Annotated in this window: 20 protein-coding genes; 15 read left to right on the top strand and 5 right to left on the bottom strand. The window is 35.7% G+C overall.

The features are described from left to right. Nucleotides 1-270 precede the first annotated feature (270 nt). From ACMZ6Z_RS00315 to ACMZ6Z_RS00250, 14 genes are all read left to right on the top strand, one after another. Complete coding sequence (locus tag ACMZ6Z_RS00315; RefSeq protein WP_416130669.1) at nt 271-609, top strand: hypothetical protein; 339 nt, start codon at nt 271-273, stop codon at nt 607-609. A 71-nt stretch (nt 610-680) separates the two neighbouring features. After that, nucleotides 681-2,660, top strand: coding sequence for an ABC transporter permease (locus ACMZ6Z_RS00310; protein ID WP_416130668.1), 1,980 nt, complete (start codon nt 681-683; stop codon nt 2,658-2,660). After that, nucleotides 2,660-3,283 carry an ATP-binding cassette domain-containing protein gene (locus ACMZ6Z_RS00305; protein WP_416130667.1) on the top strand — a complete coding sequence of 208 codons (624 nt, stop codon included), beginning with the start codon at nt 2,660-2,662 and terminating at the stop codon, nt 3,281-3,283. Before ACMZ6Z_RS00310 ends, ACMZ6Z_RS00305 begins: the two co-directional genes overlap by 1 nt. Continuing rightward, nucleotides 3,280-3,774, top strand: a complete 495-nt coding sequence (locus ACMZ6Z_RS00300) for a hypothetical protein (RefSeq protein ID WP_416130666.1) — start codon at nt 3,280-3,282, stop codon at nt 3,772-3,774. Before ACMZ6Z_RS00305 ends, ACMZ6Z_RS00300 begins: the two co-directional genes overlap by 4 nt. 220 nt (nt 3,775-3,994) lie before the next feature. Beyond that, complete coding sequence (locus ACMZ6Z_RS00295; RefSeq protein ID WP_416130665.1) at nt 3,995-4,744, top strand: lysophospholipid acyltransferase family protein; 750 nt, start codon at nt 3,995-3,997, stop codon at nt 4,742-4,744. 70 nt (nt 4,745-4,814) lie between these two features. After that, nucleotides 4,815-5,474: a helix-hairpin-helix domain-containing protein gene (locus ACMZ6Z_RS00290; RefSeq protein ID WP_416130664.1), complete on the top strand. Its 660-nt coding sequence runs from the start codon at nt 4,815-4,817 to the stop codon at nt 5,472-5,474. After that, a complete protein-coding gene (locus tag ACMZ6Z_RS00285; protein WP_416130663.1) occupies nt 5,464-7,698 on the top strand; it encodes a DNA internalization-related competence protein ComEC/Rec2 in 2,235 nt (744 codons plus the stop codon). The genes ACMZ6Z_RS00290 and ACMZ6Z_RS00285 overlap by 11 nt, the downstream gene beginning before the upstream one ends. A gap of 142 nt (nt 7,699-7,840) precedes the next feature. Further along, nucleotides 7,841-8,872, top strand: a complete 1,032-nt coding sequence (add, locus tag ACMZ6Z_RS00280; protein ID WP_416130721.1) for an adenosine deaminase — start codon at nt 7,841-7,843, stop codon at nt 8,870-8,872. Between the two features lie 165 nt (nt 8,873-9,037). Continuing rightward, nucleotides 9,038-9,382 (top strand): YlbF/YmcA family competence regulator, encoded by a 345-nt coding sequence (locus ACMZ6Z_RS00275; protein ID WP_416130662.1) that lies wholly within the window; start codon nt 9,038-9,040, stop codon nt 9,380-9,382. A 34-nt stretch (nt 9,383-9,416) separates the two neighbouring features. Beyond that, nucleotides 9,417-10,343 (top strand): L-lactate dehydrogenase, encoded by a 927-nt coding sequence (locus tag ACMZ6Z_RS00270; RefSeq protein WP_416130661.1) that lies wholly within the window; start codon nt 9,417-9,419, stop codon nt 10,341-10,343. Between the two features lie 204 nt (nt 10,344-10,547). Then, on the top strand, nt 10,548-11,855 hold the full coding sequence (locus ACMZ6Z_RS00265; protein WP_416130660.1) for an LCP family protein: 1,308 nt from the start codon (nt 10,548-10,550) through the stop codon (nt 11,853-11,855). Nucleotides 11,856-11,936: 81 nt separating this feature from the next. Then, nucleotides 11,937-13,289 carry a 23S rRNA (uracil(1939)-C(5))-methyltransferase RlmD gene (gene rlmD / locus ACMZ6Z_RS00260; protein ID WP_416130659.1) on the top strand — a complete coding sequence of 451 codons (1,353 nt, stop codon included), beginning with the start codon at nt 11,937-11,939 and terminating at the stop codon, nt 13,287-13,289. A 263-nt stretch (nt 13,290-13,552) separates the two neighbouring features. Then, on the top strand, nt 13,553-14,863 hold the full coding sequence (dcm, locus tag ACMZ6Z_RS00255) for a DNA (cytosine-5-)-methyltransferase (RefSeq protein WP_416130658.1): 1,311 nt from the start codon (nt 13,553-13,555) through the stop codon (nt 14,861-14,863). Between the two features lie 6 nt (nt 14,864-14,869). Then, on the top strand, nt 14,870-15,862 hold the full coding sequence (locus ACMZ6Z_RS00250; RefSeq protein ID WP_416130657.1) for a DNA cytosine methyltransferase: 993 nt from the start codon (nt 14,870-14,872) through the stop codon (nt 15,860-15,862). A 27-nt stretch (nt 15,863-15,889) separates the two neighbouring features. Here ACMZ6Z_RS00250 and ACMZ6Z_RS00245 read toward each other — a convergent pair whose 3' ends face one another. Genes ACMZ6Z_RS00245 through ACMZ6Z_RS00225 form a run of 5 tightly spaced genes read right to left on the bottom strand, consistent with a single transcriptional unit; the run spans nt 15,890 to nt 21,619 of the window. Continuing rightward, nucleotides 15,890-17,539 carry a hypothetical protein gene (locus tag ACMZ6Z_RS00245; protein WP_416130656.1) on the bottom strand — a complete coding sequence of 550 codons (1,650 nt, stop codon included), beginning with the start codon at nt 17,537-17,539 and terminating at the stop codon, nt 15,890-15,892. Continuing rightward, nucleotides 17,536-17,754 (bottom strand): helix-turn-helix domain-containing protein, encoded by a 219-nt coding sequence (locus ACMZ6Z_RS00240; protein WP_416130655.1) that lies wholly within the window; start codon nt 17,752-17,754, stop codon nt 17,536-17,538. Before ACMZ6Z_RS00240 ends, ACMZ6Z_RS00245 begins: the two co-directional genes overlap by 4 nt. Nucleotides 17,755-17,763: 9 nt before the next feature. Continuing rightward, nucleotides 17,764-20,055 (bottom strand): AAA family ATPase, encoded by a 2,292-nt coding sequence (locus tag ACMZ6Z_RS00235; RefSeq protein WP_416130654.1) that lies wholly within the window; start codon nt 20,053-20,055, stop codon nt 17,764-17,766. Between the two features lie 12 nt (nt 20,056-20,067). Then, a complete protein-coding gene (locus ACMZ6Z_RS00230) occupies nt 20,068-20,706 on the bottom strand; it encodes a hypothetical protein (protein WP_416130653.1) in 639 nt (212 codons plus the stop codon). Nucleotides 20,707-20,719: 13 nt separating this feature from the next. Further along, entirely contained in the window at nt 20,720-21,619 is a 900-nt protein-coding gene (locus tag ACMZ6Z_RS00225) for a hypothetical protein (protein WP_416130652.1), read from the bottom strand. A gap of 475 nt (nt 21,620-22,094) precedes the next feature. On the opposite strand from ACMZ6Z_RS00225, the gene ACMZ6Z_RS00220 reads away from it, so the two are divergent. Next, nucleotides 22,095-22,715 (top strand): hypothetical protein, encoded by a 621-nt coding sequence (locus ACMZ6Z_RS00220; RefSeq protein ID WP_416130651.1) that lies wholly within the window; start codon nt 22,095-22,097, stop codon nt 22,713-22,715. The last annotated feature ends 3 nt before the right edge of the window (nt 22,716-22,718 follow it).

Genomic DNA, 22,718 nt, shown 5'->3' with positions numbered 1-22,718 from the left:
GTAAGGAGAGGATCATCTTGATTCTCTCTTTTGCTGTTATGATGCCAAAGACATGAGGCGATAAGAAAGATCTGCGATACTGGCTTAAAAAAGTTATCTCTAAAAAAAGAGCCATACTATGTCGTGAAAGACCTATCCTTGTCTATTTTCCAAATGTCTCTCAACTATTTGACATTTAGCCTCTTGCAATTGAAACAGTAATGTGGTATTATGTTGTTGAATAATAGTTGATTCTTCAGTTACTCAATATTTTATTTAAGGAGAAGTAATATGAAAAAAAGAATTAGTCACAAAATGGTAGCTTTGCTTTCAGTGTTCACTCTAAGTGTTGGTTTTCTTACTGCAACTAGTTTTGTTAGTGCAGCAACAGCTAATCCCGCTCCCTATCCCATTATCGATGAATGGCATTATGGTGTTAGTGCTAACTATGCTTATTCTAATTATTATGTTAAGTCTCCAAATAATATTGGTTCAAAATCTTCTATCACTAATGTTTGGGGAACCGTTAAGGCCTATAGTTCTCAAAAGTATGGATGGGCCATGTCAAGTTCACCAAAAAGTTGGAATGATGTTCGTTTAAACGCACATTGGAATTATTTTAGATTCTAACATTGATTTATGAAAGTTAAAGACCCGAGCATTTTACGGGTCTTTTAGACTAAACTAGTAGGCAGGTGCTTATGAAATTAAAATTAGGTGTCATTGGATTCTTCTTTTGTTTAATAGCTGCAATTGGTGTCATCAGCATTAATGATACGCAAAAGCCAGTACCTTTACCCATTGACGGTGCTTTTTCCATCCAAGGAAAAAGCAACCTTTCTAGTAAAGACTTCTATCAAAGGCTTAGCAAGCTATCAACAACCCAAAAAGTTGACCTTTATAAGCCCCTTGTTCAAGATTCGGGTCAGTTGACCTATGTAAAGGTCAATGATAGCAACGTAAACCAACTAAAGTCCATGCCGATAACAGGGATGTATTATACTTTAGGAAGACTAGATACCAATCGTTTAAACCCCTTTAAAAATACAGGATTGAAAATCGTCTATATGGCCTATCCCTGGTACATAGGAGGTATTTTACCATTTGCTGGGACGCTAAGGTTCTTGTTAATGCTATCCATTTACTTAACCTTATTAGTTGTGTTGTTTCTTGTTAGGATGCGACAGATAAAAGAAGGGATTATCAGGCGTTCCTTAGGTTTACCCATATACCATCTAAGAAAAGATTATGCCATTTCGGTTACTTTTGAATTGGTGATGATCGCTTTATTGATGATTGCTTATCGTTATTTTTGGGGTGAGGGTTTCTTCACTTATAGCTCCAAGTTGTTTTTCTCAATGCTGTTAACCAATCTTATTCTATTTCAAATCATTGATATGATTACCTTGATCCTCTTTTGGTTGACGATTAAGGTTGAAAAACCCATTGAGATTATCAAAAACAAGGCCAAAAATAGTCTCATTTTTATCGTATGGCTTGCGGTTATTTCCAGCATAATAGGTGTTTCAGGAGTCTTTTTACGGGAAACAAAGGCTAGTCAATCAAAGATTAACATGCAGATAAAGCACTTAGAACCTTGGAGTGCAGTAAAAGATTGGAAAAGACCAGAGTTTTTGGGACTTGAAACGGAATCTGTTGATAGTGGTGAAACCAGTGCTTCAGAATCGCAATATCTGCCTATCGCCGCTGCCTTAAAACAATTGGAATTTTTATATATCAAACCATCTTCAGTATACATTCCAGATCATCTCAAGTCGTCTGCTTTTGCAGAAGATTTTTCTAGAACATTAGAAAATGATGGCATAAAGCATCCAGAAGTCAATAAGGAACTGGTTTATATCAATCAAACAGGAGCTAATGTCCAAAATAAGGTTAATGGAACTGATTATCAGGTATTAGATCATAAGATAGCAACGATTTATATTCCTAAAAAATTTGAAGAGAATAAGCAATCCATTGAGAATACCGTTGTAGCAGAGCAATTTTCTGGAACAAACTATACCAAAGACCATCTTGCAGTGAAAATCATTCCTAATGGAAAATCATTATTTTACTTCAATGAAAATGGCGACCATTATGCTGATACTAAGCCTACTCTACCTTTAGCAGGTCTAGCTGAGAGTAAAGATAATATAGTCGTTGTGCTAGATACTGATCAAATGATTGAAGACAAGGACGTGTCTTTGGCTAGTAATATTGTAAACAATTCCCTTTTTAGTCCACAAGCCATAAAGAGCATTAACGATTTGAGTCAGAAAGCTAACTTTTCCATCAATCCAGTAGATGTTTACCAAATAGTGAAACTTAATGTGACATCCTTAGAGCATCAAATTTTCCTTTCCAACATCTTGCAAAAGATGATTTATGGCATTGTATTTTTACTGATTTACCAATATGTTCAACTCTTTATGTCGTCAAAACAAAATGACGATGTTAAAAAGATTATTTTAGGTCTTTCAAAACTACGGATAGCCATATCAAACCTCAAATACATTATTATGACGCTTACAGTGGTTATCCTACTGACATTTCTGCTGACAGGGCAAGTAGCGTTATTGTATATTGGTCTTGCTTCATTAATGGTTTTAATGACGTCAACAATCATTAGTTTTAGACAATTATCTGACAGATACACTCAAATTTTAAAAGGAGATGAATAATGACCATTGATATCTCAAATGTGACCAAAACATTTGGCTCAAAAAAAATATTCACTGATTTGAATTTAAGGTTTGAAGCTGGTAAGAGTTATGCCTTGATTGGAGGTTCTGGCTCAGGAAAAAGTACCCTGCTTAATATCATAGGCAGACTAGAAAAAATCGACAGTGGAACCGTTCTCGTTGATGGACAGGACATTTGGAAAACCAAGGAGAGAAGTTTCTTTAAAAACAGTCTTGGCTATGTTTTTCAGAACTATTCTTTAATTGAAAATAAAACCGTTTATGATAATCTGAGTCTCATCAATAAAGACAAAAAGATGATGTCTGATGCTCTTGAAAAAGTAGGCCTTTCTAGCGATTATATCAATCAAAAAATATACGAATTATCTGGAGGACAGGCTCAACGTGTCGCTATTGCCAGAATGTTAATGAAACCTCGTAAGATTATTTTAGCAGATGAGCCTACAGGAGCTTTGGATAGTGAAATTGGAGAAGAAATCATTGATTTATTATTGAGTGAAGCAGCTGAAAATAAATACCTTATTATAGCCACACACGATCCAGCAGTGTACCAAAAAGTTGATGTAGTCATTGATATGAAAGATTTAGGGAGTCAGATATGAAAAAGTCCAGTTATATGATTTTGCTAGTCATAGCAGCAATACTTGCCATGTTCTTCTTTGGAAAACACGTTATGAAAACAGAAAATGCCAATAAAGCAACGGTTGAATTAACCGTCTATACTATCTCTTCTAGTGATGCTAAAAAATGGCGTAAAGTCAAGCAAGTCGAAACAGAAGATGCTGTCTATCTAATATCTGCCAAAGAAGTAGCCTCTTCAGAAGAAATCTTTTCAAATATCATTGCAGATGGAGCTGCTATGGGGTTTGGAGTTAGTGAAGAGGATGTTACACAATTTAACAGTCATTTAGAAACTGCCATAGAGGATTCTAAAAAGAATACTTTAATTGACATAGAATATTTGACTTTCTCTGATAATGATGCGGAAGGATTTGCAGTAGCTAATTTTGACTACGGCAAAAAAGAGTATAATTCTCAGAAAAACGAAAAAAATCACTTATATCAAAAGCTCTACGAGGCCTTTAAGGCTTAGGGATTAATTGATAGGAGATAGGGATGTGTCAGTCAGGCGCGTCTTGTATAAGGTACAGAGAAAGCCTTGCGATAACTGTTTCCAAGGCTTTTCAACTATCTTTAGCTATAAACAATAGCCAGATCGTGAGAGATGATATGTTTTCATTGAGATATCCTTGTCTATTTTCCAAATGCTTATAAAATGCTATAATAGATGGTATAGGTAGGGAGGAAAGAGCATGTTTTATGTGTATTTACGTGGTTTAGTGGTTTTTTTGCTGTGGGTTTTTAATGGCAATGCCCACTATCATAATGAGAGCAAAATATTACCCGCTGATGAGAATTATATCCTTGTAGCACCTCATAGGACTTTTTGGGATCCCGTTTACATGGCTTTCGCAGCCCGTCCTAAAAAATTTATTTTCATGGCAAAAAAAGAGTTATTTACGAATCGTGTCTTTGGCTGGTGGATTCGCATGTGTGGCGCTTTTCCCATCGATCGTAACAATCCAGGTCAAGAAGCCATCAAGTATCCTGTCAGCATGTTGCGAAAAGGCGATCGTTCCTTGGTGATGTTTCCGAGTGGTAGCCGTCATTCTCAAGATGTCAAAGGTGGCGTTGCAGTGATTGCCAAAACAGCCAAGGTCAAAATTATGCCTGCGGCCTATACTGGGCCTATGACCGCAAAAGGGCTTTTAAAGGGCGAACGAGTGGACATGAATTTTGGCAATCCGATCGATATATCAGACATTCGTCGGATGAATGATGAGGGGATTGCTGAGGTGGCTCGTCGCATTCAAGCCGCTTTTGATCAGCTAGATGCTGAAAATGAAAGCTATCGTACCACAAAAATGACGCGTCATCCCCTTACTCTAATTTACCGCATCCCACTGGGACTTTTAGCTATTGTGGCTGTTTGTTTGACCCTAATCTTTAGCTGGATAGCCAGTTTTATCTGGAATCCAGAGCGAACCGTCAAAAAACCATAATCTTCAAAAACTTCAGTTAGCTGAAGTTTTTTTAGAATCCTTTTTCGAATAATAAAATAGGAGGAAAATGATGATTGAGCTTATTGTGGAAAAAAGTCGTGACAACAAATTACTAGCAGGTTTAGCTGGGATAGTCCTTGTGGGTCTTATCTTTGGAGGCTTTTTTTGGTTCAATCCTTCAAAGCCTGATCAAGGAGAACCATTAGAGCCTTTGGTGACTCAGTCCGAAAAAACGAGCAGCACAGCTAAAGTAGCCAAAACAAGTGAAGCAAAAGAGGATAGCACTTCCCTTTATATCACTGTGGACATCAAGGGGGCTGTCCAAAAACCAGGTGTCTATGAATTACCTAGTAACAGTCGTGTCAATGATGCGATCAACCTAGCAGGTGGTGTCAGCGAACAAGCCGATCGACAGTCGGTGAATTTTGCTCAGAAACTAAGTGATGAGGCCGTTATTTATGTAGCGACTGTAGGAGAGCAACTGTCGGTCGTTAACCAAGCCTCAGCAAAGCCTGATGATCCATCTAAGGCTACTGAAAAGGTTAATCTCAATAAGGCGACCTTAGCTGATCTACAAACCATTTCTGGTATCGGTCAAAAACGAGCACAAGATATTTTAGACTACCGTGATAGCAATGGCGGTTTTCAATCGGTGGATGAGTTATCCAATGTCTCAGGCATCGGTGACAAAACCTTGGAAAGGATCCGAAAGGAAGTCAGTGTTGATTAAATCGCTCTCTTTGCAGCCCATGTATCTGGCTTTTTTAGTCGCTCTGGTTTATAGCCTAATCATGTCACCATCTTGGCTTGTTGGTTTAGGCTTGACGATCATCATCCTAGCCCTAGTCAAGCAGTATGATCTCAAAACGCTTGCTCAAACACTTCTTCTGGTCTCCTTGTTTGCCGCTTACTTTGCGGTGGTCAAAATCAAGCAAGAGAGCATGGAAAGACAGCTACCAAGTCAAGTCCAAACCTTGAGATTGCTTCCAGATAGTCTGTCTATTGATGGCGATTTGTTATCAGTGCGTGCTTCTGAAGGCAAGCAGGTTTATCAAGTCTATTACCAATTACAAACACCATCAGAAAAAAAGTATTTCCAAAACCTGGATCATTTAGTGAGTCTATCGGTGGTAGGGACGGTGGAGAGGCCTATTGGTCAGCGCAACTTTAAGGGATTTGATTACAAGGCTTATTTAAAGCGTGAGGGCATTTATGGTCTTGTTAGTGTCAAGTCAATCAAGGCTATTCGTCCTGTCAAGCCAAGGCATTTGGTTGAGAGGGTTAGGCTTTGGCGACGACGGCTTTTGGTGCATATCGACCACCATTTTCCAGCTCCCATGAAACATTATATGACGGGGCTTTTATTGGGACATTTGGATCAATCCTTTGATGAGATGAGTGAGATTTACACAGAGTTGGGGATTATTCATCTTTTTGCCCTTTCTGGCATGCAGGTTGGCTTTTTTATCGGGATTTTTCGCTGGCTTTTTCTAAGAGTAGGGTTATTTAGAGAGCATCTCAAGTATGCCTTGATGGGCTTTGCCTTGGTTTACGCAGGGCTGACTGGCTTTACGATTTCGGTAGTTCGTAGCCTCATTCAAGCCATTCTCAGTCAGTTTGGCCTTCGTCAGTGGGATAACTTGGGATTGACCATCTTACTCTTGTTTTTCCTATCTCCTCATTTTTTGCAGACGCCAGGAGGTGTCCTGTCTTTTGCCTATGCCTTTATCTTAGCAACCCTTGATTTAGAGGCATTGCAGGGACGGCAAAAAGCAGTGGTTGAGAGTTTAGTCTTGTCCGTTGCGATCTTGCCTCTTCTCATGTTTTATTTTGGCACTTTTCAGCCCATGTCAATGCTTTTAACCGCGGGCTTTGCCCTTGTTTTTGATGTGCTGATGTTACCCTTGTTGGGTTTGATTTTAATCCTTAGTCCTTTAGTATCCTTAGCTTTTTTGAACCCTTTCTTTGCCTTCTTAGAAGTCTTGATCAAGTGGGTAGGAGAGTTATCCCCTAGACCCTTGGTCTTTGGTAGCCCTAGCTTCTTAGTTCTTCTTATCATGTTAATGAGTTTAGCTGCTTTGCATGATTTTTGGAGGGTCAAAAAAGTCAGATATGGGTTGATGTTGGGGCTAGTGGTCTTGTTTGGAGTGACGAAAAATCCTTTGGAGAATGAAGTTACCATTATGGACATTGGGCAGGGAGATTCGATTTTCATTAGGGATATGAGGGGTAAGAATCTCTTGATTGATACGGGTGGTCGAGTCGTGTTTGCTCAAAAAGAGCAGTGGCGAGAGCGTCAGATGACAGCCAATGCAAAGCGAACCTCCATCCCTTACTTGAAAAGTCGGGGGATATCAAACATTGATCAGCTCTTAATCACCCACACCGATACTGACCACATGGGAGATATGCAGGTTTTGGCTAAGGCGTTTAAGATTAAGGAAATATTGGTCAGCCCAGGGGCAATGACCGAGCCATCATTTGTAGAGGCATTACAAAAAATGAAGACTAGGGTTCGTCTTATCAAGGCAGGTGATCAACTACCTATGATGGGATCTTTCTTGCAAGTGCTCTATCCTTGGGAGCAAGGAGATGGGGGTAATAACGACTCTCTAGTGCTTTATGGAAAATTACTGGACAAGACCTTTTTGTTTACAGGGGATTTGGAGATTGAAGGGGAAAAAGCCTTGATCAACAAGTATCCAAAGCTAGCAGTTGATGTGTTAAAGGCGGGTCATCATGGCTCAAAAGGCTCATCAGATCCAGCATTTTTAAGGCATATCAACGCCAAAGTAGCCCTGATTTCAGCAGGCTTGAACAATCGCTATCACCACCCCAATACTGAAACCTTGGAACGCTTTGAACAGCAAGGCATGCAAGTCTATCGCACAGATCAAGAAGGAGCCATTCGCTTTAGAGGACATCGTCACTGGCAGATAGAGACGGTGAGGTAAGTTTGTAGACCTTGTTTTCAATTCCTTTCTAAACGAACCTTTGTCATTAGGGCTAAACAAGTCGTAATCATAAGTAATCGCTCATCATAACCCAGTATTTGTGATATGATAGTGATAACTTTTTAGTAGGAAATTGCTTATGATCTCACCGACCACACTAACATCTTTAGCTAAGGTAGAATTGCATTGTCATTTGGATGGCTCCTTGTCGCTTGATGCTATTAGACATCTCGCTAAACTAGCTCATGTTTGGCTTCCTGATACTGATCAGGAGTTGAAATCATTAGTTACGGCACCGGTTTCTTGTCAAAGTTTAAACGATTATTTAAAGACTTTTGGCTTTATCAGACCCCTGCTTCAGACCCAAGAAGCCTTGCGATACGCTGCTTACGATGTTGCTAAAACAGCTGCTGCGGAAAACGTGATTTACATTGAAGTTCGCTTTGCACCCGAACTATCAATGGATAAAGGTTTAGACGCTACCCAAGTGGTATCAGCAGTCTGTCAAGGTTTAGAAGAAGCTCAAAGGGATTTTAAGATTGTTGCGAAAGCCTTGATTTGTGGGTTAAGGCAATCTCCTCCTGATTTAACCACCTCTATTTTTGATCAGGTGGATCAGATGGATAACGAGGCCATTGTGGGTTATGATTTTGCGGGCAATGAGTCAGACTATCCTCCTAAGCGGCTTGCTGATATGATTTTGGATACGAAAAAGCGCTCTCACCCAATGACCTTTCACGCAGGAGAATGTGGTTGCCCTAATTACATTCAAGATGCGATGGATTTGGGCATTCAGCGATTAGGTCATGTCACAGCCTTATCGAAAGACCCTGATTTACTAGCTGAGTTTGTTAAAAAGGGTGTTCACGGGGAGCTGTGTTTGGTTTCCAATCTTCACACCAAGGCAGCGAAGACCTTGGCGGATTTTCCCTATCTCTTGATGAAGGAAGCTAATGCTAGGTTATCCATCAATACTGATAATCGAACAGTCTCAGATACCTCACTGACCAAAGAATATAGCCTCTACGTTGAGCACTTTGGCGTTACCATCCGTGATTTTTATAATCACAACCTGACGGCGATTGAAGATGCTTTTGCCAGTACAACCGAAAAAAAGCAGTTGATCGAAAGATTAAACGCATCCTACAAGACCCATATGAAGGAAATGGTTTAAGGGCTATTTTTGAAGGAAGTAGAAGATCCCCAGCATCGCTTGGTCAATAGGCTTTTGGACAGAGACCAAAAAATAAGATTAGTATTGATTTTTTAAAGGGAATGAAATGACATCTATTATGGTAAAATAGTAGGTATAAGCATTAAAAAATTGGAGGATGTTGTCATGACAACTAATATTTATGATTTAGCAAATGAACTAGAGCGTGGTATTCGTAAGTTACCAGAGTATCAGATGGTTGTTGATGCTAGAGCTAGCGTTGATGCTAATCCAGACTCAAAAGCTCTTTTTGCAGAGTTTTCTGCCTTTCAAGAGGATTTGTACCAGAAGATGCAATCTGGACAAATGCCCTCAGAAGACGATCAAAAAGCTATTCAGTCAATGACTGAAAAAATAGAGGCTGATCCAAGTGTGAGAGATTATTTCAATGCTCAACAAGCGCTAGCTACCTACATGTCAGATCTTGAGCGTATCATCTTTAAGCCTTTAAAAGAATTAGCAGACATTTAAAGACAGCAGCCGATGTAGAGAGAGGAGATAGCCTATGGCTCGTAAAATGGGTATTATTGGAATGGGACATGTCGGCTCAACCTTGACACATGGGCTTATCGCTCAGGGACTGGCAGACCATTATGTGCTGATTGATCCTAAGGAAGAGAAAGTGCGTGCAGAACAGCTGGATTTTCAGGATGCCATGGCCAATCATTCCAGCTTTGCGACCATCACCATCAATGATTATGCTGCCTTAGCAGATGCTGATGTGGTGGTGTCAGCCCTTGGTAATATCAGTCTTCAACATAATGCAGGAGAAGACAGATTTGCGGAGTTTGCTTTCATGCAGGAACAAGTCCCTAAGGTTGCGGCTTCGCTCAAGGCGTCAGGATTTTCCGGTATCCTCATCGTTATCTCTAACCCAGTGGACGCTGTCTCAGCCCTCTACCAAGCTTTGACGGGTTTTCCTAGAGAGCGCGTGATTGGGACTGGGACCCTTCTTGATACGGCTCGGATGAAGCGTGTTGTTAGTGAGCGTCTAGGGGTCACTCCTAAAAGTGTATCTGGTTATACGCTTGGTGAGCATGGTAACTCACAGTTTACTGCCTGGAGTCAGGTTCGTGTTGAAGGACAGGCGATTTCGGCTCTTCTTTCTGAGAAAGCATTAGATGATCTTACCTTAGCCACTATGAAGGGCGGCCATACGGTCTTTTATGGTAAAGGTTACACGTCATACGGCATTGCCACAACGGCTATTCGCCTTATCAAAGCTATTTTTTCAGATGCTAAAAAAGCATTAGTCGTCTCAAGTTACCAAGAGACCTTAGGAACCTATATTGGCTATCCAGCCTTGATAGGACATGATGGCAAAGTAGGTGATGTCACCTTGCCATTGACTGATGATGAGATCGCTAAGCTAGAAGCATCTGCAAACTTGATTAAAAAGCGTGTTGATCAGGCACTTGATGATCTCTTATAGTCATGACAAGGTTGGGCTTAAAATCCTGACCTTATCATGTATTTAGAAGCAAGGGAGTCATTGCGTCAACGCTATTTGAGAGAGTGCCAATGAATTCTTGACAAGTGCTAGAAGAAATTATAAGATTTTAGATGGGCTTTCTTTTTAAAGCCAGCAAAAACGTTTAGTCAGTATGAATGGATAGAATAGTATGAGACATTTATCATGGTAAAAAAACACACAGAAGGCCTATCGCATCACGAAGAATTGCGGTATCAGTATCTTTTGAAGCATAGTCGCTATCTTAGTGAACGTGAAAAAGCTGAATTTGATTACCTTTATCATAAGCAACAGCAAATCAATGATCAAATAGAAACGACTTATCAAGACAATCTGACAGCTCAAGGTCTGCCAGTTTTTCCGGAAGCTAGGCAATCAAGCAACCACAAGCCACGTTATTCGCGTCAACATAGAAGACAGCAAGCTATTTCAGATAAAGGGAGAGGGCATAACAAGCCCAAAAGATCGCGTGTGAAACGCTTCTTTTTAACTGTAATGTTTCTCTTTTTAATGCTAATGGCAGCTCTTTTTGTCATGTTCTTTAAAGGGGTCACAGGCAGTTCAAAGTCTAATGGCGAACAATTGCAACCGGCTGTTCAGGAGTATTTTGAGGGACAAGATAGCAGAGATGGGGCCAATATCTTAATCTTAGGCAGTGATAAACGTATTGCTCAAGGCAGTGAAGATGCTAGGACTGATACCATCATGGTTGTTAATGTTGGCAATAAAGACAAAGATGTTAAAATGGTCAGTTTTATGAGAGATACCTTGGTAAACATTCCTGGTCTTAGTAGCACAGACTACTTGAACGATCAAAAGCTGAATACGGCCTTTAACGTTGGTGAGCAAAACAATCATCAGGGTGCAGAGCTGATGCGTGAGACGCTTAAAGCTAATTTTGATATTGATATTAAATACTACATGATGGTGGATTTTGAAACCTTTGCTGAGGCTATTGATGCTTTATTTCCAAAGGGCGTTTCAATCAATGCAGTATTTGCGACAGTGGATGGTGAGGACGTTGATGAGGTAGCCGTTCCAGATGATTTGTCCATGGATGAGCAGGGCAATGTGCCAGATCAGATCATTAGAGTTGGTAAGCAACGCATGGATGGTCGTACACTCCTAAATTATGCCCGTTTTCGTAAGGATGATTTGGGAGACTATGGACGTACTCAAAGGCAGCAACAGGTCTTGAGCGAGATTATGAAGCAAGTTAAAGACCCAAGCAAGCTTTTCACAGGCTCTGAGGCTTTGGGTAAAATCTACGCCTTGACCTCAACCAATGTTTCTTACCCTTATCTCCTAAAGGCAGGCTTAACCAGCTTAGCTAGCGGTGACTTTGCTATTCAAAAAACTACGATTCCAGAGCAAGGTGACTGGATTGATGAGTTTGATGTCTATGGTGGTCAAGGCTTGGCCATTGATTTTGATAAATACCAAGAGAAATTATCTGACTTAGGATTGAGGTAAATATGATATAATGAGAGAGGAAGCTCTCTCTTTTTCATTTGAAAAAGAGTAGATCTGTCACACTAGAAATGAGTTAAAAAGATGCAAAAAAATGATATTGTTGAAGTAGATATAATTGATTTAAGCCACGAAGGCCAAGGGATTGCTAAAGTAGAGGGCTTGGTGTTTTTTGTCGACAACGCCCTGCCTGGCGAACGCATTCAGATGCGAGTGCTCAAACGAACCTCAAAAATCGGCTTTGGTAAAGTGGAGGCCTATCTGAAGTTTTCTGACCAGCGTTATCAAGGCCTTGATCTTGCCTACTTGCGTTCAGGGATTGCTGATTTGGGGCATTTGTCCTATGATGAGCAGCTGGTCTTTAAGCGTCAACAGGTTCTGAAAAACCTTTATAAGATAGCGGGCATCACTGATATTGAGGTGGCCCAAACCCTTGGTATGGCTCATCCGATTGCTTATCGTAATAAAGCAGCCATACCTGTTCGTCGTCTTAATGGTCAAGTAGAAACAGGCTTTTTTCGAAAACATTCCCATGATTTGATACCTATGGAAGATTTTTACATTCAACATAAAGAAATAGATGCTCTGGTTCTTTTTGTTCGAGATCTATTACGTCAATATGACCTTAAGCCTTATGATGAGGTAGAGCAAACAGGCTTGATTCGTCATTTGGTTGTACGTCGAGGTCATTATACGGGTGAGCTGATGTTGGTCTTTGTGACAACCCGTCCCAAACTATTTCGGATTGAACAGATCATCGCAAAAATCATCGCAGCATTTCCAAATGTAGTCTCTATAATCCAAAATATCAATGATCAAAAGACCAATAAGATTATGAGTTCCAACTTTCGCCTTCTTTATGGCAAGGAGACGATCACTGATCAAATGCTAGGCAATGACTATGCCATTTCTCCTGAGTCTTTTTATCAGGTTAATACAGAAATGGCTGAAAAACTTTACCAAATAGCCATTTCATTTTCAGAATTGACAGCAGATGATGTGGTCATTGATGCCTATTCAGGCATTGGCACGATTGGTTTATCCTTTGCTAAGCAGGTCAAAGCAGTCTATGGTGTTGATATTGTCGATAGTGCTATTGAAGATGCTCAGAAAAATGCAGAGCGTAATGGCATCACCAATGTGCAGTATGTCACCGACTCTGCGGAAAATGCCATGGCCAAGTGGTCCAAAGAGGGTCTTAAGCCTAGCGTCATCATCGTTGATCCACCACGAAAAGGCTTGACAGAGAGTTTTATCAAAGCAAGTGTCGCTATGGCACCTCAAAAAATCACCTATATCTCATGTAACCCAGCAACTATGGCGCGTGATGTCAAATACTATGCAGAACTCGGCTACCAACTCAAAAAAGTACAACCCGTAGACCTATTTCCACAAACGCATCATGTGGAGTGTGTAGTGTTGTTGGAAAGAAAATAGATCGGATGTAGTAAATATGCTGATAAATAAAGGATTTCTGAGTGATGTTCGATTTGGAATGATGCTTAGGAATTTTTTTCTTGAAGAGAAATTTTTACTTGAGAAGAGTGTGGAGTTGACAAGTCTGTTATTTATAGGTTGAGTTGATGGGTTTGATTAGAGTTTATATGTAAAAGTTTAAAGTGTTTTGAATTGAAAGTTAGCCAATATTATGGTACAATAATTCTGTAAATACAGAACTATTATCTACAAAGAGGTGTCATATGAGCGTTTCATATAAAAAATTATGGAAAAAATTGGTTGATTATAATTTAAATAAAACCCAGTTACGTGATATGGCAAAAATTAGTAATCAAACACTATCTAAATTAAGTAAAAATCAATATGTAAGTATGGAAGTGATTGATCGAATTTGTGAATGTCTTGATTGTGATATAAAAGATATTGTTGAAAGAAAAGACAAAATCACAGATTGTCCAGAAACTGACCTGAAAATTGTAAGTTTATTTTCAGGTATAGGTGGTTTTGAAAGTGGAATCCTTTCATCTTCAATGAAAGCAAGTGTTGTTTTTGCTTCAGAAATTGAAAAATTCGCTAAAGCTTCGTATCTTGCAAATTTTCCTAATCATCAATTATTTGGTGATATCACAAAGATTAGTGAGAAAGAAATACCTAATCATGATATTTTAGTTGCAGGTTTTCCTTGTCAAGCGTTTAGTATAGCAGGAAAGAGAGATGGTTTCAATGATACTAGGGGAACTCTATTTTTTGATGTTGCTAGAATACTAAAGGAAAAATCGCCAAAAATTGTTCTTTTAGAAAATGTAGAAAACCTAATTAATCATGACAAGTCCAATACTATAAGAACAATTTTAGATATATTAAATAAATTGGGATATACAATTGATTTTACTATCATCAATTCCTCCGAAATGGGTGTACCACAAAGTAGATCAAGAACATTCATTATTGGGATTAGACATTTCCAAAAAGAAAATTACGAAGTTGATGAAAGAAGTGTAAAAATAAATAAGTTAAAACAAGAACTAAATGAAAAATCTAACTTTAATTCTTTTAATTTTTTTAATAATATGAGAAAAATTGATGACTTTAAAACCATAGAAAATATATTAGATCCTGTAGTTGATGAGAAATATTATTTTGAAACTCCAAAAATAAAGGAATTTCTATTAAAAATTAAAATTAAAGAAATTAATTCGGAGAGAAAAATTATTCGATTATTTGATTTGCCAAAAAATATTCATAACGATCAAGAGAGGCAGAGGAGAGTACATTCTATTAGAGGAATCTCGCCTACATTATTAGCTAGATCAGATACAACTAAGATTTTAGTTAATGAAGATGGACAGATGAGGATTAGAAAACTGACACCTATTGAAAATCTTAGAACCCAAGGGTTTGATGATAGCTTTATAGAGAATTTAAAATCCATTGGTGTTAGTGATACTCAGTTATACAAACAAGCAGGGAATGCAGTTAGTCCACCGGTAATTAAAGAAATATTTAATCATTTGAATGATTTTCTTTTAAAATTAGAAAGTAAAGGAGAATAATAAAAAATGAAAATAAATTTTATTGATTTATTTGCTGGTATTGGTGGATTTCGTATAGCATTAGAGAAAAATGGAGCAAAATGTGTTTTTTCAAGTGAAATTGATAAATTTGCTAGAGAAACCTATAAGGAAAATTTTAATGAGATTCCTCATGGTGATATTTTTGAAATCAAATCAGAAAATATTCCTGACCATGATATTTTATGTGCCGGTTTCCCGTGCCAACCTTTTTCTATAGCAGGAAAAAGATTAGGTTTTGATGATGTAAGAGGTACTTTATTTTTTGAAGTTGCCAGAATTATTAATGATAAGAGACCGAGAGGATTCATACTAGAGAATGTAGCGGGAATAGTAAATCATGATAATGGGAAGACTTTGACAACCATAACTAATATTTTAGAAGATTTGAACTATTCTATTAGCTGGAAATTACTAAATGCTAAAGACTATGGTGTTCCTCAAAATAGAAATAGGTGGTATTGTGTTGGAATAAACAATGAGATGTATTGTGATGAAATAAAGCCAAATTTACAATTAGTTTTCCCTGAAAAAAAAGAGCTAATGCTCACTTTGAAAAATATTATTTCTGATAACGAAGGAGTTGAACACAAAGTCTCTAAGGTAGCAATAAATAATATGGAAATTCATATAAATGAATTCCTAAATAGAACTAAACAATCTGATGAACCGATTATCGCTAATAATATAAGACCGTCTAAAGTTTCATTTAGTTGCAACGGGATATCCCCATGTCTAACAGCAAAAATGGGAACTGGTGGTAACAATGTACCAGTTATTTATCAGCAAAAAAGAAAATTATCTATAAAAGAATGTCTTAAAATAATGGGGTTTCCTGAAGATTACAAAATCAAATCTAATTATAGTCAAAGTTATAAGCAACTAGGTAATAGTATCATTGTTCCGATAGTTGATGAAATAGCTAAGAATTTAATAGACATATTTAACAGTTTAGAAAAAGACAACCAACGTATAAAATAGCTTCGTAGGCTGTCTTTTTTCTTTTATTTAGAACTCTTTAAAATATGGTTTTAAAATAATGGTATATTCACCTTTAGAACGACCTGATCCATTATCAATATTGTAGGTTGAGTAAATATCGTTTGTTAAGGTTCCATGGGCGTAAATAAAATTAATATAATAAGGTGCATCAAACCATTCAGTACCTTTAAAAAGATTATCTTTTAGGGTAGGATTTTCCTCAATCGTAGATTTTATTTTTGCTTTTACTAACTTTTTTAGTTTTTCAAGTTCTACATAGTCTAATAAATTATTGATATTTAATTCGAATTTTTGATTAAAATAGTTTTTAAAGTTATCTTCATTAATGTTTAAGTCTTTTGCAATTTTTTTATTTTTTTCTATTTGTTTTTTATCACAATATAAAACAAGAGCTTGAATATAGTTATCTACATCTTTAATGTATACTTTGAATGCTGATTTAAAGCTCTCTATTGTCATTTTGGATATTGTATAACTTCTAGAATTTTTGTGTTTGACTGAAATTCCAGACTCACTTACTACATCATATTTGTTTATAACCTTTAAATCATTTTCAGTTAATTGATATTCATTTTTTAATAATAATTTTTTGTTAATCGGCTCCAGTGTGGATACTATATAATTATCAGTTTTACACTTGACTTTTTTGTTGGAATTTTTAGAATATTTATTTCCAATTACTTTGACAACATAATAGTGTTTTACTGGATCCAAATTTAATTTCTCAGTTAGTATTTTCCAGAATTTATGGTTTTTATTTCTATTTAATAATTTTGAAAGATTAAACTCTTCTATATCCCCTTCAAATGTGCCAAGATTATCACTTTTATTTAACATTAAAAGTTGTAAGTCGTTAGACAAATTGCCGTACTTAAATTGAACATCACCTCTTTTTTTTGCTCCAGAGGGTGTTCCTTTTTTATCTGAATTATAGATTTGAAAAGATAATCTACCAACGTTAAAAGTGCTATTTGCTAGTGGATTATCAATATTAAATGTTAATAAATCATCTTGTGATATCCATGTTCCTTGAGTATCAGTACCATGATAAATATAATGAACTTCTTTGTTTGTTTTTCCAAAAAACAATGCCCGTTTCAATATTTCTGTTTTATTAATATCAAGAAAAGATTGTATTCTTTTCCATTTATCATTGTATATAGTTTTGAATTCTTTTGTTGTAAACCTCCCAATTACGAATCCATTATTGTCCCTTATTATTGGTGCTGATCCATCTAAAGTACCGTCTCCCCAAATTAATAGTCTTAGGTCATCATAAATTGATATGTCGTTAACAGTTATATTGGGATTGTTATTACTCCAATTAATAAAGGATTCTACTTTTTCCTGATGAACGCTATTACCAACGCCCATTTTAGTACTAATTCCAAACTGAGAATTGTTTATTTTTATATATAAGTCTGGTTTGGCATTTATATTTTTACCAGATTCAGGGTCGAGTTCTCGTTTAGCGATATTAGCATCAATCATATCTGATTCCGAAATATCAATATTGTGATCTTTACATATATGTTTAATAAATTTTTTTAAATGTGGTGTGATGTCTTTTAAACGTTTGTTTTTTAAGGCAGCTTCAATAAGATATTCATTTGCAAATCCGTGTGAATTATCTCCAGTGATTATTTTATCGATCATTGTATTTCCTCCTTCACAGTTTCCATAATATCTTCTATGCCACAATCTAAAACACTACAAATCTTCAACAGCACATCAGTTGTGACATTTTCACCTTTTCCTAATTTAGCAAGAGAAGAAGAGCTAATACCAGCTTCTTCTCTCAATTGAGTTTTAGACCAACCTACATCAATAAGTCGTTTCCACAATTTGTTATAACTAATTTTTAATTTCATGATATCCTCCTAAACATTTGTATTCATCATCATTTCAAAATGCTGATTTTGATTCATCAGCTCAAAAATTAATTTAAAAGTTTCTTTGCTTTGTTGGATATCTACTGTGTCGTCAACATAGTACATTCCGTCAGATATTCCAATCGTTGAGTTTGAATGGATATAAGATAACATTGCAGAAGCTATTTGATACATTGTGTAGTCATGGTTACAGTCATTATCAATCTTGATAAACTTGTCCTTATTTCTATTAAGAATAACTTCACGCAGTGTCGTCCCATCGTAGCCACATAGTTGTAGAAAATAATATTCTAGAATCCTTCTTATAACATTCATAAGTGGTATAGGAGTATTCAAGACTTTATATTCTTCCCATAAGGCCGAATAAGAGTTTTGAACAGGGTTATAATTTATTTTTTCATCGAGTTTATTAGGATGATTTTTCTCACACAATTTAATAAACGACTGGTTATCAGTTTTTGTAACTAGATATAAATTTACATAGGGATAATATTTGACTGATTCGTATGATATCTCTTTGTGAAAATAAGTGTTGTGCGTGAATATGAACAACTGCTTAATGTATCTATCTTTTATATAATTATTATTAGGCGTAGCATTATTTTCACAAATTTTTATTAATTCTCTTATTAATGAAGCGATAATAAATAAACTACCACTATCCATACTAGAAACCGGATCATCTATTACAACAATCTTATTACTAGTGTTACTATTTGGTGTTGGATTTCCTTTGACTTGGTGATAAAAGTATAAGAAGGCCAAAAAGTTTTTTTCTCCTTCGCTTAGGTTAACTGCAAGAGAATTATCTTGACGTACTACTTCATATACATTAGGGATATTTGATTTTTCTCGAATAGAAAATCCTTGAAAACCAGTATCTTTTAATATGGTATTGATATTGTCTATTGTCGCCTTGGTATTCACAATATTTTTCATATCTTCTGATATGGTGTAGGTGATTTCCTTAATGCTTGCTTTGATAGTTTCAATCCTTTGATTATTATTTTTTAAAGATAAATCAAGTGCATTAATCTCATCATTATAAGTAGAGGTTATTTCAGATAAATCATGCCCTAGTTTTTCCCAAAGCATGTTTTTTAAGCTATCTCTCTTAACTGATTTAGATGTTAGAATATCATTATATGTTCTTATTTGCTCGTTAAAGTTTGAGACTAATATTCTTATTTCTTCAAATAAATCAGAAGTTTTTTCTAATTGAATTTCACTTGCATAATTCTGTTGTTTATTAGTAATGAGTTGAATATTTGTAGCAATTATTCCTTTTAGAGCATCTAATTTATTTTTATAGTTATCTAGCTTGTCTTGTTCGATAATATTGGGAACGGGAATATTTGAAAGAGCCATAAACTCTTTATTTGCTAGTTCTCGGTATTTCCCATAAAGATCCATTATCTTTTTTGTGTCGTTTTCAAATTGTCTATCAAAACATTTTGTAATTTCATCTTTAAAGTTCGAAGGAAGTGTTTGCTGGCAGTAAATACATTTTCCTTTAGCAGATTCATGGTAATGATCTAAACCTTGCTTAACCCATGATGTTGCATTTAAAGCTTTAATAAATTCAGCAAAAGGAGTATTTGAACTGCTGATAATCTGTTTATTTAATAAATCGATATCTTCAATATCATCAAGAATATTAACGTTTGTAATTTCATAAAATTCATTCAATATCGTGTTATCAGAAGAGTAAGCCGCATCGTACAAATTTACTAAATCTGCCCATTCATGATTATCAAAGTGTGTTTGTTTTAGTAATCTTTCGACAAAAGCACTTTTTGTTTTAAAACCTTGGAAAGCTTCTGAGAAAGCATTTTTATATTTAGTGTATGCTGACCATGTTTTATCTGTAAATTTTGTTTTTAATTCAGTTTTTCTATTAGTTATCTTTGTTTGTTCTTGATTCAATAAAGATAATTCATCAGATAGTTTTTCTTTTTCTTTGTTTAATTCATCTATTTTATTTTGAATATCTATGTTAATTTCACCAAATGTAAAAACACCAGGCAGATTATGATAATTGGATATATTGTTTGCGACATACTCAGCATTATAAGTATGAATATAAAAATCAGAAGGTGGAATATTGTCTTTCCAGCTTAGATTCTCAGATTTATTAATCGTTTTTGCTATAGTAGATTTTCCAGATCCATTATTACCAAAAAAGAAATTGATTAACGTGGGAGAAATAACAGTATTTGAATTAGAATATGTTGCTTCAGATATTTTTAACCGTGTTATCAATGATTCTATTTTTCTCATTTCTTCCTCCTATTAAAATATACTGCCTTTGATATCTATTCCGGCATCACTTAACTCTTGAATTAAGTTAACAGGTTTTAATGCCCAATGAGAATGGTTGAGTTCAGTAATTGCGATATCCATATTTAATAGATTCAATTCAAATCCTAATGAGCATATTTTTTGTAATAATATTGGTTTGCTTAATTCTAACTTTAATTTCAATTTTATACCTTGTGGTTCAGTTCTGATTTTCTCAATTTTTCCTACATATGCAATTTGTTCGTTGTCTGCCTTTGCGTAGTAATCGGAGCATTCAGTAGTTATTAATACTGGATATTTCAACAACTCTGATATATTTTCTTGGGTTAATTCAACAAACTTATTTCTAATTTTCTCATCAGTATAGTGGGAGGAGAGAGCTCTCTCTTTTGGAATAGTAACTATAATTGAGTCGAAAGCATTGCCTAAGACAATTAGATGGTAATAGTTAGTATTTAACCTATCGTCTAAAGTAGCTAATCCTAAGTCAATTGATGGATTCGAAGTATAAACATGTGTTACATTGATGTTTGCTGCTTTTTCAATATTATAAATTTTGTCTGCTTTTTGTTGGATTGGAATTTCAGCTGGCAAAGTATTTGTTATAAATTTTTTGATTTCATTTGACAAAGATTTACCCCTCCTAATTTAGATTTTCTACATGTTCAATGTTATAAATGTTAGTAGCGTTTTGAATAACCACTTTTGGATTATTAACTACTTGAGTAATGTTCTTTTTGTGTAATTCATCTTCCTGAATATCGATAGGGTCTAATATTATTGGATCCTCTGGGACTTCGTCCTTAATGGAATCATCCAAGTCATCTTCAACAATATTTTCTAATTCGATATCTTCATTGAAAGACGGAACGATACTCCTTAACACAGAAATTTGTTGTCTGTACTTTTCCCCTAGTCCTATTTTTACGAATTTCCAAGGAGTGCGTTCACCATCTTGTTTAAACCATTTAGTAAAAGTGTCTCTCCCATTTTTATTATCTGGATGCTTAGAAATTATATATTCCATAACGCTTATTAAAAATATTTCTAATTCTATGTGAGTAACTTTTGGTAGTTGCTCTTTTTTTGTTGTGCAGTTTAATTGCGTTTCGAATTCAGTGTTTGAATCAATCGAATCATCTAGAAGAATAGTTTCTATAATTGCGCATACTAACCAATTTAATTTTTCCTCGTGTAAATAATTATCTACGAATGCTGAGGTACTTTTAATTAGAGAAGATTTGTTAGTTCTTATATTCGAAGAAAAACTCTCTATAGTGCTTGGATCATTCATTGGAATATATACACTTGAGTTTGACTTACAGGTTTTAAAGTCGCTTATATGTTTTGAAAGTGATGGTTCATAGCTATAAACATCTGAAAATATGACTAATGAAAGAAGTCGCTTAAAAACATTAACATCATTGTATATGTCTTTTTTACCGTCGACCCGGTCTCTTGCGTTTATTTTTGGTTTTACAGCCTGCATGAATAAATTAAATAATATTCCAAATGTAAAGTACGGTACCGTCTTTGAAGTCATCTCTATAACCTCCTTAAAAATTAGTAACTCTATTCCACGTTATTAACTATGAACTGCATTGACTGTAACAGTGTTAACTATAAGTTAATAAGTGTGAAGAACATTTTTGTAAATGTACATGTCTATTACTAATATTATATCAAATTTCCATTAACGCTAACAGTGAAACTAGAAGGAAAAATGTAGTTATAGAAAATTAATATGCAAATTTCAAAAAAAATCTTCGCAAAAATAAATATAAAATCTCATAAAAAGTTCAAGTAGGCCTACAAGAACGGACGAGATGCAAAAGTGAATTTAGAAATTACCAACTATATAGATGAAGTAAGCAGTAGTCTAGGTAATTTTGAAATTTCAATGCACCGACCGTGTTTTGTTGCGCCTATTTGATGCCAACTTCTAAAACTGTGGTGTGTTGAAATGCCACAGTTCTTTTTGTTTCTCGTCCTTTGAGTAGGAAGGTTGAAACAAAAATATGAAGATTAAATGGCAAGACAACAACAAAAAAGTAGAACTAGACGTGGAATTAGATGAATTAAAAGGGTGGCTAAAGATTGATGTGATTGAAGATGAATCAGAAGAAGAACTGCAAGAACGAATTCAAGAAGCAATTAACGAAAAATACAATAAACCAGATTACAACAACTGGCACAGACACAATCGTCATGTAGGTTATTCCAAAAAAGTATCTGAAGATGGAGACGATTATTTTGGTCACTTCAAAGAACCGTTAATAACTGAAGTTGAAGATAGCAGTATCTTTTATAAAGAAGAGAATGAAAGAAATTATCGTGAAGAATTGGAGAATTGCTACAGGTTTCTAACTAAGCACATTAATAAACAAGAGCTTGTTGATTTGTTTACTAAGGTTGTTTTTGAAGGTTACACGCTTAGAGAAATTGCAATGATTCAAAATCCAAGACCAGAAGGGATGAGCGAGAAAGAATACAAGAAGCTAATCTCAAAAGTAGAAAACAATCTCTCTCATAAATTAGTAAGGTTTAGAAAAAAACTAGAAAAAATAATTTTAGAAACGTCCGATTTTGATGTCCCTCGTGGCTACCTAGTAGAGGACAAGTCCTCTAGAAATTTATAGGAG

The organism is Streptococcus pluranimalium, assembly GCF_047785705.1.
Lineage (GTDB): Bacteria > Bacillota > Bacilli > Lactobacillales > Streptococcaceae > Streptococcus > Streptococcus pluranimalium_A.
Note: the sequence above shows the minus strand (reverse complement) of the source record. Positions and strands in the feature narration are given on the sequence as shown.

Excerpts from the sequence above, each read along its gene's own strand:
- ACMZ6Z_RS00315 (WP_416130669.1), top strand. The coding sequence starts at position 271 with ATGAAAAAAAGAATTAGTCACAAAATGGTAGCTTTGCTTTCAGTGTTC.
- ACMZ6Z_RS00310 (WP_416130668.1), top strand. The coding sequence starts at position 681 with ATGAAATTAAAATTAGGTGTCATTGGATTCTTCTTTTGTTTAATAGCT.
- ACMZ6Z_RS00305 (WP_416130667.1), top strand. The coding sequence starts at position 2,660 with ATGACCATTGATATCTCAAATGTGACCAAAACATTTGGCTCAAAAAAA.
- ACMZ6Z_RS00300 (WP_416130666.1), top strand. The coding sequence starts at position 3,280 with ATGAAAAAGTCCAGTTATATGATTTTGCTAGTCATAGCAGCAATACTT.
- ACMZ6Z_RS00295 (WP_416130665.1), top strand. The coding sequence starts at position 3,995 with ATGTTTTATGTGTATTTACGTGGTTTAGTGGTTTTTTTGCTGTGGGTT.
- ACMZ6Z_RS00290 (WP_416130664.1), top strand. The coding sequence starts at position 4,815 with ATGATTGAGCTTATTGTGGAAAAAAGTCGTGACAACAAATTACTAGCA.
- ACMZ6Z_RS00275 (WP_416130662.1), top strand. The coding sequence starts at position 9,038 with ATGACAACTAATATTTATGATTTAGCAAATGAACTAGAGCGTGGTATT.
- ACMZ6Z_RS00270 (WP_416130661.1), top strand. The coding sequence starts at position 9,417 with ATGGCTCGTAAAATGGGTATTATTGGAATGGGACATGTCGGCTCAACC.
- ACMZ6Z_RS00265 (WP_416130660.1), top strand. The coding sequence starts at position 10,548 with ATGGTAAAAAAACACACAGAAGGCCTATCGCATCACGAAGAATTGCGG.
- rlmD (WP_416130659.1), top strand. The coding sequence starts at position 11,937 with ATGCAAAAAAATGATATTGTTGAAGTAGATATAATTGATTTAAGCCAC.
- dcm (WP_416130658.1), top strand. The coding sequence starts at position 13,553 with ATGAGCGTTTCATATAAAAAATTATGGAAAAAATTGGTTGATTATAAT.
- ACMZ6Z_RS00250 (WP_416130657.1), top strand. The coding sequence starts at position 14,870 with ATGAAAATAAATTTTATTGATTTATTTGCTGGTATTGGTGGATTTCGT.
- ACMZ6Z_RS00245 (WP_416130656.1), bottom strand. The coding sequence starts at position 17,539 with ATGATCGATAAAATAATCACTGGAGATAATTCACACGGATTTGCAAAT.
- ACMZ6Z_RS00240 (WP_416130655.1), bottom strand. The coding sequence starts at position 17,754 with ATGAAATTAAAAATTAGTTATAACAAATTGTGGAAACGACTTATTGAT.
- ACMZ6Z_RS00235 (WP_416130654.1), bottom strand. The coding sequence starts at position 20,055 with ATGAGAAAAATAGAATCATTGATAACACGGTTAAAAATATCTGAAGCA.
- ACMZ6Z_RS00225 (WP_416130652.1), bottom strand. The coding sequence starts at position 21,619 with ATGACTTCAAAGACGGTACCGTACTTTACATTTGGAATATTATTTAAT.
- ACMZ6Z_RS00220 (WP_416130651.1), top strand. The coding sequence starts at position 22,095 with ATGAAGATTAAATGGCAAGACAACAACAAAAAAGTAGAACTAGACGTG.